Annotated in this window: 12 protein-coding genes; 9 read left to right on the top strand and 3 right to left on the bottom strand. The window is 64.8% G+C overall.

Annotated features, from left to right (window positions below; genetic code table 11):
- Nucleotides 1–11 precede the first annotated feature (11 nt).
- The 9 genes from GEV06_09195 (at nucleotide 12) to GEV06_09155 (ending at nucleotide 9099) form a co-directional block, all read left to right on the top strand.
- The gene (locus GEV06_09195) at nucleotides 12–1019 is read left to right on the top strand and encodes a methyltransferase domain-containing protein (protein ID MPZ18073.1); all 1008 of its coding nucleotides are present in this window, start codon (nucleotides 12–14) and stop codon (nucleotides 1017–1019) included.
- Nucleotides 1020–1027: 8 nt separating this feature from the next.
- Nucleotides 1028–1837 (top strand): hypothetical protein, encoded by an 810-nt coding sequence (locus GEV06_09190; GenBank protein MPZ18072.1) that lies wholly within the window; start codon nucleotides 1028–1030, stop codon nucleotides 1835–1837.
- Nucleotides 1838–1911: 74 nt separating this feature from the next.
- Complete coding sequence (locus GEV06_09185) at nucleotides 1912–3132, top strand: butyryl-CoA dehydrogenase (GenBank protein MPZ18071.1); 1221 nt, start codon at nucleotides 1912–1914, stop codon at nucleotides 3130–3132.
- Between the two features lie 40 nt (nucleotides 3133–3172).
- Nucleotides 3173–4159 carry a class II fructose-bisphosphatase gene (glpX, locus tag GEV06_09180; GenBank protein ID MPZ18070.1) on the top strand — a complete coding sequence of 329 codons (987 nt, stop codon included), beginning with the start codon at nucleotides 3173–3175 and terminating at the stop codon, nucleotides 4157–4159.
- Between the two features lie 445 nt (nucleotides 4160–4604).
- Nucleotides 4605–5237, top strand: a complete 633-nt coding sequence (locus GEV06_09175; protein ID MPZ18069.1) for a threonylcarbamoyl-AMP synthase — start codon at nucleotides 4605–4607, stop codon at nucleotides 5235–5237.
- 2 nt (nucleotides 5238–5239) lie between these two features.
- Nucleotides 5240–6520, top strand: a complete 1281-nt coding sequence (gene hflX / locus GEV06_09170) for a GTPase HflX (GenBank protein MPZ18068.1) — start codon at nucleotides 5240–5242, stop codon at nucleotides 6518–6520.
- The gene (locus tag GEV06_09165; GenBank protein ID MPZ18067.1) at nucleotides 6517–7944 is read left to right on the top strand and encodes a tetratricopeptide repeat protein; all 1428 of its coding nucleotides are present in this window, start codon (nucleotides 6517–6519) and stop codon (nucleotides 7942–7944) included. The genes hflX and GEV06_09165 overlap by 4 nt, the downstream gene beginning before the upstream one ends.
- Nucleotides 7945–7982: 38 nt before the next feature.
- Entirely contained in the window at nucleotides 7983–8537 is a 555-nt protein-coding gene (locus tag GEV06_09160; GenBank protein ID MPZ18066.1) for a CDP-alcohol phosphatidyltransferase family protein, read from the top strand.
- Nucleotides 8538–8649: 112 nt separating this feature from the next.
- Complete coding sequence (locus tag GEV06_09155) at nucleotides 8650–9099, top strand: hypothetical protein (GenBank protein ID MPZ18065.1); 450 nt, start codon at nucleotides 8650–8652, stop codon at nucleotides 9097–9099.
- Between the two features lie 46 nt (nucleotides 9100–9145).
- Here the strand turns inward: GEV06_09155 and GEV06_09150 are convergent, their stop codons facing one another.
- The 3 genes from GEV06_09150 to GEV06_09140 all read right to left on the bottom strand — a co-directional run bounded on the left by GEV06_09150 (nucleotide 9146) and on the right by GEV06_09140 (nucleotide 12845).
- Nucleotides 9146–10105 (bottom strand): NAD-dependent epimerase/dehydratase family protein, encoded by a 960-nt coding sequence (locus GEV06_09150; GenBank protein MPZ18064.1) that lies wholly within the window; start codon nucleotides 10103–10105, stop codon nucleotides 9146–9148.
- A 137-nt stretch (nucleotides 10106–10242) separates the two neighbouring features.
- Complete coding sequence (locus tag GEV06_09145; protein ID MPZ18063.1) at nucleotides 10243–11682, bottom strand: undecaprenyl-phosphate glucose phosphotransferase; 1440 nt, start codon at nucleotides 11680–11682, stop codon at nucleotides 10243–10245.
- Complete coding sequence (locus tag GEV06_09140) at nucleotides 11676–12845, bottom strand: glycosyltransferase (protein ID MPZ18062.1); 1170 nt, start codon at nucleotides 12843–12845, stop codon at nucleotides 11676–11678. Before GEV06_09140 ends, GEV06_09145 begins: the two co-directional genes overlap by 7 nt.
- Between the last annotated feature and the right edge of the window lie 25 nt (nucleotides 12846–12870).

The following is a 12870-nucleotide window of genomic DNA, read 5'->3' as shown; positions in this document are numbered from 1 at the left end:
AACGAGGCACGGTGGCTGGTCGTGGTTCCGGGTTCACTGCGTTTGCGACTCGTCTCTTTGGCTGGATGCTCAACGGGGCAGCCGCCGCGCGGAACGGGAGCGACCCCTGGGGGCCCAACGCAACAGCCTGGGTCCAGACGAGGGCACTGAAGCGCTTCCTCGCTTGCCTGTCGGATCGCGAGGCGCCCGTGCTGCTGGATCTCGGTCCTGTGGTGGGGCCGAATGTTGCGTTCTTCGGCGAGCAGCTCGGGTGCAAGATCTTCGTTGAAGATATTCACGAGGACATCGAGCGGTTCGCCCGGAACGGCACGTGGGACCAGCTCCCGAGCTTCCTATCCACCCGCTTCGACCGGCCCACCGAAAGCATCGACGGAATCCTCTGTTGGGATCTCTTCGACCACCTCGACAAGGCCGCGGCCGATGCGTTGGCCGACGAGTTGTCTCGGCTTCTCAAGCCGGGCGGTGCGTTGCTGGCGTTTTTTGCCACGACGTGCGAGGCGACCACTGGTTATAGCAGGTTCGTCGTTGTCGACGACAACACACTTCACCACAAGTCTGCCGCGTCGACGGCCGGGCGGGTCCGCCAAGCGAGCGACCTCCGTGCGGTTCCTCGTGGTCGCCACGTGCTGCCGAGCCGAGAGATCGACCGCCTCTTCGAGGGCCTGCGTATATCGCAATCGTTCCTCCTTCGCGCGCGCATGCGTGAGACCCTGTTTCGGAAGCCGTCACCCGATGAAGAGCTCGCGAAGGCGCCAGTCCCCGTTCGACGGCGGAAGCGGTTGGCAGCCGGTCGCCCCAAGCCAGCGGCGGCGTCGCTGAATCTTGCCGTAGGGCGCGCGAGCGCGGGCGTACGCCGAACCGCTCCGAACCAGAGCCACGGCGTGAACGGCGTCAGCCGGCAGGCGCACGCCACCGAGGGACTACCGTTGAAGGCCAGATCGAAAAAGGTTCGAGTCACGAGGTCCGAGGCAGACAGTAAGGTTCGAGCGACGAGGTTCAAGCTTCGACGAGGGCAGTAAGGTCCGAGGTGAGACCGATCATCGCGCTCCTCACCGATTTTGGATTAGAAGACCACTACGTCGGTACGATGAAGGCAGTGGCCGTAGGGGTCTGTCCCGAAGCGCTCTTCATCGACATCACACATCAGATTCCGCCGCACGATGTTGCGGCCGCCGCTCAGGAGCTTGCGGCGGCGTTCCAGTTCTTCCCAACCGGCACGGTCTTCCTCGTGGTCGTGGATCCTGGTGTTGGCGGCGCGCGCCGTGGTCTCGCGGCGGAGACCGGCGGGTATCGTTTCGTGGCGCCCGATAACGGTGTCCTGTCGGCTGCCTTCGCAGCGCTCCCGCCGAAGCGCATCGTCGAGCTTGCGGAACCGCGTTATTTCCGTCCAACCGTCAGTCGTACGTTCGAAGGTCGCGACCGCTTCGCCCCGGCGGCCGCCTGGCTCGCGCGCGGCGAGGCGCTGGAGTTGTTCGGCCCGCCAGTCTCCGATCCCGTCAGGCTCGACTTGCCCGAGCCACTGGTTGGTGAAGACAACATCGTTGGAGCGGTCGTACGAGTCGATCGCTTTGGAAACCTGATTACCAATATCCCGCGTCGATCCCTAGAACGGCTGATGGCTGAGGGCCCGATCGTCGTGCGCCTGGCCGATCAGCCGGTGTCCCGCTTGGTCGGCACGTATACCGACATCGGCGATAGAGAGATCTGCGGCTTGATCGGCAGCGCTGGAACGCTGGAGCTCGCGGCGCGGTCCGCCAGCGCCGCGGCGCTCACCGGCTGTCGCCGCCTCGCGCCGGTCGTGGTTCGCCGGCGTGCTGACGACGACAGTACGGCTTGACCCCTGGATCCCTTGACCCCTTTACCCCTTTACCCCTTTACCCCTTCCCCCCTTTCCCCTAAGCTGACCCTGCCATGATTGATTTCGAGCTCACAGAGGAACATCGTTTACTCGAGCAAACGGTGCGTGAATGGGGACAGCGGGAGGTTGCACCGCGCATCGCCGAGTTGGACCGCACACATACGTTCGATCGAGGCATTCTGCCCCAGATGGCGGATCTCGGTCTCCTCGGCGTCTGCATTCCAGCCGAGTACGGCGGCGCGGGCATGGACTACATCAGCCTTGGCATCGCAAGCGAGGAGCTCGAGCTCATCGACACCTCGCTGCGCGTCATTCTGTCGGTGCACGTCGGCCTCAATTCGCTCTCCCTGCTGACATGGGGCACCGAGGCGCAAAAGCAGCGCTATCTCGTGCCGCAGGCAAAGGGAGAGAAGATTGCGACGTTCGGCTTGACCGAGCCTGCGGCAGGCAGCGACGTCCGCGGCATCGAGACCGTTGCGCGCAAGCAGGGCGATCGCTACGTCATCAGCGGCGAGAAGATGTGGATCTCACTGGGCGATGTCGCTGATCACTTCCTGGTCTTCGCATGGACCGATCTCGACAAGAAGAAGCAGCGCGATTCGTCCGGATTGAGCGCGTTCATCGTGGAACGCGCCTCCCAGGGCTTCTCGAGTGGGACGCTCGAGCACAAGTGGGGCATCCTCGCCGGAAACACCGGCTTCTTCAAGATGGACGAGGTCGAGCTATCGGAGGAGAATCGGCTGGGCCGCGAGGGTGAGGGATTCAAGATCGCGATGTTTGCGCTGGATCAAGGGCGCTACACCGTGGCAGCGGGCGCCACCGGGCTGATTCGGGCCTGCCGTGATGCGAGCGTTGCGTACGCGAAGGTGCGAACTGCGTTTGGCGTCGAGATCGGGCAGCACCAGCTCGTCAAGGAGATGATTGCGCACATGGAATCGGACTACCAGGCGGCGCGGCTGCTGTGGCTGCGTGCGGGGTGGTTGAAGAACGTGGGGCGCCGCAATACACGCGAGACCGGCCTGGCGAAGTGGTTTGCGACCGTGGCCTCGGAGCGAGCGGCGAGCGACGCGGTACAAGTGCACGGCGCGAATGGGTATTCAGATGAGTATCCCGTCGGGCGCTTCTATCGCAACTGCAAGGGCGCCGTGATCTACGAGGGGACACGCGAGATCCACAAGCTGATGCAGGCGGACTACCTGCTCGAATACCGTGTGGATCGGGCGACGCGCTGCGAGCTACCGGCGTACCGGGCAGCGACGCCAGGCGAGAAGTAGGCCCGACCTTGGGTCGGGCGCATCAGTGAGAGGCTCCGTCATGGAATCGGATCTGTCTCTTGAATTCCTCCGCGTTGTCGAGCAGGCGGCCATTTCGTCGGCGCACACGATGGGGCAGGGCGACCGACACAAATCAGACGCAGCCGCCGTGACCGCCATGCGGACGACGCTCGACACCGTGCCTATCGATGGGACGATCGTGATTGGTGAGGGAGAGCGCGACCAGGCGCCGATGCTCTACATCGGCGAGCGCGTGGGGATGGGCGTCGGCGAGACGACCGACAAGTTCCCGAAGATCGACATCGCGGTGGATCCGCTCGAGGGCACGAACCTCTGCGCCTTGGGCGATTCGGATGCCATCGCGGTGCTTGCCGCGTCGGATGAGAACGGCTTGCTGCATGCGCCCGACATCTACATGGACAAGCTCGTTGTCGGGACCGAGGCGAAGCATGCGGTGTTTCTCGATGCGCCGGTGGCACACAACCTGCGCGGGATCGCCAAATCGCTGAATCGTCGCGTGGATGACCTGGTGGTCGTGGTCTTGAACAGGCCGCGCCACGAAGAGCTGATTCGTCAGATTCGGGCGGTCGGCGCACGCATCCGCCTGATTGGCGACGGTGACCTCTCCGCCAGCATCGCGGCGGCGGTGGGCGGGAACGGCATCCATGCAGTGATGGGGATCGGCGGTGCACCGGAGGGTGTGCTGACCGCCGCCGCCATGCGCTGCCTGAACGGCGAGCTGTTCGCGCGACTGATCATCAACGACGCGGAACAGGAAGCGCGCTGCCGGCAGATGGGGATCACCGACACCAAGCGGGTGTACACCTCGGAGGATCTGGCGCCAGCCGACTCGATCATCTTCGCAGCCACAGGCGTGACGGATGGCTCGTTGCTCAAGGGCGTGCGCTTCTTCGGCGATGGTGTGCGAACCTACTCGCTCATCATGCAGACCAGGCCAAAGCGGATTCGGTTCATCGACACGATTCACGTGAAGAGCACGACGGACTTCAAAGTCAGGTTCTTCTAGGGGGGAGGGATGCGGCTAGGGGTCAAGGGATCTAGGGATCAAGGGAAGGGGACTTCGGAGGATGGAGCAGCAGCGACGGTGACCTCCGATCGGCGATTCACCCCTTGACCCCTCGATCCCTTGACCCCTCGATCCCTTGACCCCTCGATCCCTTAATCCCTAGATCCCTCTAGACCCCTTCGTGGCTACTCGTCATCGCGAAGTCGGCGCGGGTCCTTCTTGTGCTTCGCGCGCCGAAACGGCCGTTTCGAGCGGTCCTCGTGCACACCGCCACGCTGTCGCGGCAGCGGAGCCCGAGGGAGGCGCGGCTTGGACGATTTGCGTGCGCTCATGGACCCTCGAGACGTGAAACCCTTCGGGTTGCGAACACGGCGCGTTCGGCGAACGCACCCTACGATTCGACGAGGGTAGGGCCGCCTCGCCGAGGCGGCCGTTGGAATCAATAATGCAGCGCGTCGAAGTCTGTGACGTCCGGCAGCGATGGGCCACGGCGATCGAGCGGGCCGTCGCGCTGCTGCGGACGGGACAGATCGTCGCCTATCCCACGGATACGCTATATGCGCTCGGTGCCGCGGCCAACGACGCGCGCGCCGTTCGTGCGGTCATGGCGCTCAAGGAACGCCCGACCGATAAGGCCCTGCCGATTATCGCTGCTGACCTCGAGCAGGTTGCTGCGCATGTCGGCTCGCTGCCGCCGCTCGGTCTGCGGCTCGCGCAACGCTTGTGGCCCGGCCCGCTGACCCTCGTCATGACCGCAAGCCGTCCGCTCGCTCCTGGCATTGTCGCACCGGACGGCTCGGTGGCTGTGCGCGTGCCCGCGAGCGACGTTGCCCGTGCTCTCGCGGCCGCCGTCGAGCGGCCGGTGACCTCGACCAGCGCCAATAAGGCGAGCGGATCGCCGGCAGAGTCGGCCGATGAGGTGACTCGTGTGTTTGGTACGACGGTCGCGCTCGTCCTGGACGGTGGACCTGCACCCGCGGTCGCTCCATCAACGATCGTCGATATACGCGGGACCGCACCACAGCTCCTGCGCGAAGGGGCACTCACCTGGGGGCACGTGCTAGAATCGCTCGAGTGACACTGTCAGAGAGCGCGTTCACGGGTCGAGAGACGCGGGAGCGCACCGTGCTCGTGCTGCTTCCGATATCGGGCCGGTGCACCGATACCGACGAGCACCGACAGGAGCTCGCCGGCCTGGCCGAAGCCGCCGGGGCCACGGTCGTTGCCACGATGATTCAGGAGCGGCCTCGGCCCGATCCGGCAACGCTCATTGGTCCCGGAAAAGTGGCTGACGTCGCAGCCGCGTGCGCGACGCACGAAGCACACCTCGTGATCTTCGATCATGAGCTCTCGCCGGCCCAGTTACGTAATTTGGAGGATCGGTTGGATCGGCGTGTGATCGACCGCACGCAGCTCATTCTCGACATCTTCGCGAGACGTGCCCGCACGCGTGAGGGGAAGCTCCAGGTCGAGTTGGCGCAGCTCAGGTATCTGCTTCCGCGCCTGGTCGGATCGGCTGCAGCGTTCTCGCGGCTCGGCGGTGGCATCGGCACGCGTGGTCCGGGTGAGACCAAGCTCGAAACGGACCGCCGCAAAATTCGCTTGCGCATCACGTCGCTCACCCGCGCCTTGGCTGCCGTGGAGCAACGTCGCGCCCGGTTGCGCGAGCGCCGACGCCGGACGGCACGTCCGACCGTGGCGCTGGTCGGCTATACCAACGCCGGCAAGACGACGCTGTTCAATCTCTTGACGAAGGCGGGGGCCACCGAATCGGATGCCCTCTTCGTGACGTTGGATCCGCTCGCCCGTGAGCTGAAGCTCCCCGGTCGACAAGCCGTGCTGCTCTCGGACACGGTTGGATTCATCGACCGGCTTCCTCACACGCTCGTGGCGGCGTTTCGCGCGACGCTCGAAGAAGTAGCAAAAGCGGATCTCTTGCTCCACGTCGTGGATGCCGCACGCGCGTCAGCCTCCCACCAAATGGACGCCGTGACGCGCGTGCTGGCAGAGGTCGGGGCCACCGAAGTCGATCAGCTCGTCGTGTTCAACAAGTGCGACGCGTTGACGCCGGAGCAACGGTCTCGGCTGGAACAGCGATACCCGGCTGCGTTCTTCGTATCGGCGCTGCGGGGTGAAGGCGTCGAGCCGCTCCTGCGAGCCGTCGCTTCCGCGCTGGCGCTCGACACGCGTCGCATCACGATGGATCTCGACCCGGACCAAGCGAAGGATCGCGAGCTGTTGTCGCGGTTGTATCGTTACGCGCGCGTCTTGCAACATGCGGCTCATGGTCGTCGCGTCTCGATCGAAGCCGAGGTGCCGCGTCGGCTGGTCGCGCGCTTCCGTGGAGCGGACGTGGGATGATCGGCGGATCGGATCTCGCTGGCGCGAGCGGTTCTCGCGGCGTTCGCGTCGTCTCCCGGGCCCTGGCGATCGTCCTGCTGCTGTCGGTTGCGGCGGCCTGTGCGCGGCGCACTGCTCCCGTCACGCCGCCAGCCACGCCGGCGTATCCGCAGTTCCCGTTTCCCGCCGTCACCGATGATCTCGCGCGGACTGCGGGCACCCTCACCACTGATCACCAGCGGGCCTGGTCGCTCCTCCAAACCGGGCGTGCCGACCAAGCGGCCCGCGACTTCGAACGCGTGCTCTCGCGCGAGTCGACGTTCTATCCGGCTGCGACCGGGTTGGGATTCAGCGAGCTGGCGCAGAAGCAAGCCGACGCGGCGCTCGAGCATTTCGACCGTGCGCTTGGGCACGCACCGGCCTACGCGCCCGCCCTGCTGGGTCGTGCCGAAACGCTGCTGATGCTCCAGCGTGATGGCGACGCGTTGGCGGCGTACGAGGCGGCGCTCTCCGCCGATCCGGGGCTCACCAACGTCCGCCAACGGATCGAGGTCATTCGCTTTCGTGCGGTACAGGCCGATGTAGCCGCAGCAGAGCAAGCACGACAGCGTGGCGAGCTGCCACGCGCCCGCGCCTACTACCAGCGAGCGATTACTGCGTCTCCGGAGAGCGGATTCCTGTACCGCGACCTCGCGCAAGTCGAGCGCGAGCTGGGTGAGCTCGACCGGGCCCTAGCCCACGTGGAGCGGGCGATCGCGCTCGATCCCAGCGATGCAGTGTCGTACCAGGTCCTGGGTCAACTGCGTGAGCAGCAAGGGAAGAGGGATGCGGCGCTCGCTGCCTACCGAGAGGCTGCGAGCTTGGATCCGACCTTGGATGTGGCACCCCGCATCGAGGCGCTCGAAGCACGCACGGAGGTCGAGCGGCTCCCAGCGGCGTACCAGACCATTCCGGGCGCCGTCGCGATCGGGCGCGGCGATCTTGCGGCGATGTTTGGCATTCGGCTCGCGCCGGTCATCGAGAGGGCATCCCAGTCGTCGGTGCTGCTGACCGATACCCGGCGCCACTGGGCCGAGTCCTGGATTCTTGGTGTCGCACAGTCCGGTATCATGGACGTCTACGGCAACCACACGTTTCAACCGGAGGCCAGACTCACCCGTGGCGAGCTCGCCACGGCGGCGAGCCGCGTCTTGGCGCTGATCGGCACGAGCCGACCGGCGCTGGCCGCTTCGTGGGACCGGGCGCGTCAATCGTTTGCCGATATGGAATCGAGCCACTTGCTCTATGCCGAAGCCTCGCGCGCGGTGGCGGCCGGTATCATGCGCGTCCGCGAGGACGGCACGTTCGCTCCCGCTGAGACCGTGTCAGGGAGTGAGGCGGTCGCCGCGGTGGAGCGACTCGCGCAGTTGGCAGAAGAAGCGGGACTAACGGTGAATCATGAGTAGTGATCAGTGGTTTTGATCACTGGCCCCTGACCACTTCCATGTCTGTCCTGACGCCCGCCAATCAGCTCACGCTGCTGCGGATGCTGCTCATCCCGGCGTTTGCGCTGCTCGTCCTGTACGGCCACCTCGGCACGGGCCTGCTGGTCTTCCTCCTCGCCGGGCTCACGGACCTGCTCGATGGCGTCATCGCGCGACGCTCCGGCCAGAAGACCGCGCTCGGGGCCTGGCTCGATCCGGTGGCTGACAAGCTGCTGCTGCTGACGGCATTCGTGCTATTGACGCTGCCGCTGCCGCATCTCCTGCATCGCCTCCCGGTCTGGCTGACCGTGCTCGTGCTCAGCCGCGATATTGGCATCGTGGCGACCGTTGCCATCTTCAACCTGGCGGTGGAGCAGCGGACGTTCCGGCCGTCGATATACGGCAAGCTCGCCACGGCCATCTACGTCGGGACCGGCGTGATCACGCTCTACTACAATTACATCGCGCGTCCGTCGGTCGTCCCGAGCGTGTTCGTCTGGGCGGCGCTGGCCATCACGATTGTTTCCGGCCTGCACTATCTGGTGCGCGCCGCGCGCATCATCAGAGAGCACTGAGGAGGAGACCTCAGCTTTACTGGGGCTCTTTGTTGGCTCGGCCCCCGCTGCGCGCGGCCTGAAATCTCCTAAGGACTAAGATTGTGCGTCATTCGTTACGATAGGAGATGTGATGATGCATGGATTCTTCCGGTCACTAGGAGCAGTCTTTGCGGGATTCGTGGTCGGCCTGCTCCTCACCCTTACCATCGAGGCCGCTGGGAACCTCATGTACCCTTGGCCGCCGGATCTCCAACCTGGTGACGTCGAGGCTCAGCGCGCCCACGTAGCCTCGCTGCCGCCGCCTGCACTCTTCGTCGTGCTGCTGGCCGGGGCCGTCGGGGCCATTGGCGGCGCGTGGGTCGCAGCACGCTTCGCCGGGCGGGCGCCGATGTTCCACGCGACAATCGTCGGCCTGTCGCTCTTCGCCATTGCGCTGACCAACATGTTGGTGCTCTCAGCGCATCCCGGCTGGTTCTGGGTGGCTTCGGTGGGTGTCTACGTCGTAGGCCCCTTCACGGGCGGCTGGCTCGCCACAGTACGGAGTAGCGAGGGGACTTTAGCCCCCTCCGACGCGGCCTGAAGGCCGCGCGCGACGTGCGGAACCGCGTAAGTAACGAGCCGCGTGCTCAACGGCTGCGCTCGATGGTCTGGTCGATACCCAACTTCTTGCGAAACCAGGCAATCGTGTCCGTCAGGCCTTTCTCCAGCGAGACGCCTGGCTCCCAGCCGAGAAGCGTGCGCGCCCGGCCGATGTCGGGCCGGCGCACCTTGGGGTCGTCTTCCGGCAGCGGCTTGTGAACGACCTCGCTGGATGAGCCGGTGAGACGAATGATGGTGCGAGCGAGCTCGTCGAGCGTGAGCTCGTGTGGGTTGCCGATGTTGACGGGGTCATTGACGTTCGATTCCATCAAGCGAACGATCCCGTCGACCAGGTCCGTGATGTAGCAGAAGCTTCGTGTTTGGGTGCCATCGCCGAACACGCTCAGCGACTCGCCCCGGAGGGCTTGACCGATGAACTCAGGCACCGCGCGGCCGTCGCTCACCCGCATGCGCGGCCCGTACGTGTTGAAGATCCGGACGATCTTCGTATCCAGCCCGTGGTAGCGATGATAGGCGACCGTCATCGCTTCGGCGAATCGTTTCGCTTCGTCGTACACGCCGCGCGGGCCGATCGGATTGACGTTGCCCCAGTAGGACTCCTTCTGCGGGTGCTCGCGCGGATCACCGTAGACTTCGGAGGTCGAGGCCAGCACGAACTTGGCCCCCTTCTCCTTCGCGAGGCCAAGCGCCTTGTGCGTCCCGAGGGCCCCGACCTTCAAGGTCTGGATTGGCAGCTGCAGGTAGTCGATCGGGCTCGCCGGGCTCGCCCAGTGGAGAACGTAGTCGACCGTCCCGCCGATGTAGATGTAATTCGTCACATCGTGCTTGATGAACTGGAAGTCGCGGTTGACCAAGTGCGCGATGTTGGCCACGTCTCCCGTGAGCAGGTTATCGATTCCGATCACCGCGTACCCACGTTCCAAGAGGGTTTCGGCAAGGTGGGAGCCGATGAATCCGGCGACGCCGGTGATGACGACCCGCGGCATTTAGGTCCTTGGTTCTTGGTTCTTGGTTCTTAGTTCGGCGACGGACAATGGTGGCTTGTCTTCAAGGCACCGGGGCGCCATCGATCGCACCTTCTCGGGCATCATGAGCGCACCAAGCACCAAGGACCAAGAACCTGTCAATGAGCGTGCCTGTGAAAGAAGCCACGAAACAGGGTCAGCCACATGATCTTGAGATCGAGCATGACCGACCAGTTTTGAATGTAGTAGAGATCGTACTCGATTCGTTTCTCGATGGACGTGTTCCCTCGCCAGCCGTTGACCTGTGCCCAGCCCGTGAGTCCGGCGCGCACCTTGTGGCGCAGCATGTACTGGGGAATCTGGTGCCTGAACTGCTCGACGAAATGCGGACGTTCCGGCCGTGGCCCCACGAGCGACATGTCCCCCTTCAAGACGTTCCAGAACTGCGGGAGCTCGTCGAGGTTCGTGCGACGAAGCAAGCGGCCCACGGGCGTGCAACGCGGGTCGTCTGCACTCGCCATCACCGGCCCGGTGAGCTGCTCTGCATCGTGGTACATCGACCGAAACTTCCACACGTGGAACGACCGACCGTCGAGCCCCATACGCTCCTGCCGGAACAGGGCGGGCCCAGACGAGGTGAGCTTGATCAGCAGTCCGACGAGGGCGATGGGGACGGAGAGCAGAACCAGGGCTGCGGCCGATAGCATCATATCGATCGCGCGCTTGAGCACGGCGTTGAAGCCCCGCAGAGGTGCGTCGTGGATATCGATGATCGGGATGCCATCGAGCTCCTCGAGGCGCGCTTTGAGCGAGATCATCTGCAGCAGGTCGGGCACGACCTTGATATCGACGATCTCGCGGTTGGCATGGTCGACGAGCTCCAGCATCCTGACGTGCTCGTCGAGCGGCAGCGCCACGTACAGCTGGTCGATCCGCTCGCGCTGAATGATGTCGGCCGTATCATCGAGCGTGCCGAGAAGCGGAAGGCCGCGGTAGCCCATGTGGTCATCGGCGGCTCGATCGTCCACGAAGCCGACCACCTTGAGGCCGAGCTCGCGGTGCTCGAGAGCCTTGTCCGCGACGAGGCGGCCCAGGTCGCCAGCGCCCGCAATCAACACCCGCTTGAGTCCAATGCCTCTCCGCCAGCGGCCCTCCATGACCTCGCGTACCGCCTCGCGTGAGAGATACGTCAGGCCAACCGTCAAGACGAGAAAGAAGCCCCACACGAGCTGCGACACCTCGAAGGCGCCACGATCCTTCAAGGCGTCGGAGACGTAATAGGCTTGGATGTACAGCGTAGAGACCACGCCGAGGACGACGGCCAGGATGGTGCCGACGAAGACGGCGAAGAAATCGTCGACACGGGACCGCCCGCGCCGCAAACGGTAGATGCCGTGCAGTTGGAACGACAGCGGCACCAGCAGCCCAATAATCGGCAGGATGCGGAGATACTGGGAAAACGGCGGGTGGCCCTTGGCGAGCGGGATGAGGCCGCTCTCGAACCGAATGAGATACGCGAGCACGAAGGCCGTCATCCCCAGGAGGGCGTCGGTTCCCACGTGAATCGCGATCAGCAGACGGTTCCAGCGCTTTACCATCGCACCTTGTCAATCGGGCTGTGAATCAGATCCAGGAGCACCGCGCGGAGCTCCTGGAAGAATCGACCGAGCGAAAACCGTTCGGCATGCCGCCGGATTCGGTCGGCGGCGAACTGTTGTTGCTCGAAGCGCGCCAGGCCTGCTGCAAAGCCGTCCACCGACGCATCTTCCGTCAGGATGCCGGTGACGCCGGACACCACGCTCTCGCGCGCCCCACCACGCCCCAACGCAACAACCGGCCGCCCACAGGCCTGTGCCTCGAGCGGCACGAGACCGAAATCCTCTTCCCCCGGTAACAGGACCGCGCGCGCACGCCGGTAGAGATCGCGCACGCCCTGGTCACTCAACCTGCCGACGAACTCCACCTGGCCACCGGCCAGAGCCTGCAGCCGAGGTAGCTCTGGACCCTCGCCAACGATCTTGAGCGATCTCCCCAGGCGCCGGCAGGCCTCGATTGCCACGTCGAGGCGCTTGTACGGCACGAGGGCCGAGACCACCAGGTAAAAGGCCTCGGGAGTGCGCCCGTCGGGCAGAAAGAAGCCGGTGTCGACCGGCGGATGCACAACAACCGCTCGCCGATTATAGTATCGGTAGATTCGTCCCGCAACATACTGGGAATTCGCCACATAGCGGTCCGGCCGTCCACTCGTGGCGCGATCCCAGCGCGCAAACGCCGCCAGGGCGAGCCGAAACAGTAGGCTCGCCGGCCCAGTCCGGCCGCGACCGAAGTATGCGGCGAACTGATCCCAGGCGTACCGGACGGGCGTGTGGCAATAGCAGAGGTGTCGCGCCCGGCCAGGAGCAACCACCGATTTCACCGCGCAGTGGCTCGAGCTGATCACCAGGTCGAAGCCGTCGAAGTCCCACTGCTCGACGGTCCAGGGAAACAGCGGCAGATACTGACGGTACCAGCGGGAGGCACGAGGCAGCCACTGTAGCGGGGAGGTGCGTGGCGGTAACTGTTCGATAGCAGCGGCCATGCTCCCGCGGCGGTGGACCAAGGTGAAGAGGGTCGCCTGTGGAAAGAGCCGGACCACGGCTTCGAGGAGGCGCTCACCGCCTCGCGTGCCGGTCAGCCAGTCGTGAACGATGGCCACACGCAGACCGCGGGTCTCGCGTTGCCAGGTCACTTCATCGACAGGAGTCACCTGCTCACTTGTCACGTTATTGACCTTGTCGCCCCTATCA

The sequence above is a fragment of the Luteitalea sp. genome (assembly GCA_009377605.1).
In the GTDB taxonomy this organism is placed as follows: domain Bacteria; phylum Acidobacteriota; class Vicinamibacteria; order Vicinamibacterales; family Vicinamibacteraceae; genus WHTT01.
This window is presented reverse-complemented; position numbering and strand designations above follow the sequence as displayed.

Coding starts and splice junctions, on each gene's coding strand:
- GEV06_09150 (MPZ18064.1), bottom strand. CDS start 10,105: ATGCCGCGGGTCGTCATCACCGGCGTCGCCGGATTCATCGGCTCCCAC.
- GEV06_09145 (MPZ18063.1), bottom strand. CDS start 11,682: ATGGTAAAGCGCTGGAACCGTCTGCTGATCGCGATTCACGTGGGAACC.
- glpX (MPZ18070.1), top strand. CDS start 3,173: ATGGAATCGGATCTGTCTCTTGAATTCCTCCGCGTTGTCGAGCAGGCG.
- GEV06_09160 (MPZ18066.1), top strand. CDS start 7,983: ATGTCTGTCCTGACGCCCGCCAATCAGCTCACGCTGCTGCGGATGCTG.
- GEV06_09185 (MPZ18071.1), top strand. CDS start 1,912: ATGATTGATTTCGAGCTCACAGAGGAACATCGTTTACTCGAGCAAACG.
- GEV06_09175 (MPZ18069.1), top strand. CDS start 4,605: ATGCAGCGCGTCGAAGTCTGTGACGTCCGGCAGCGATGGGCCACGGCG.
- GEV06_09165 (MPZ18067.1), top strand. CDS start 6,517: ATGATCGGCGGATCGGATCTCGCTGGCGCGAGCGGTTCTCGCGGCGTT.
- GEV06_09155 (MPZ18065.1), top strand. CDS start 8,650: ATGATGCATGGATTCTTCCGGTCACTAGGAGCAGTCTTTGCGGGATTC.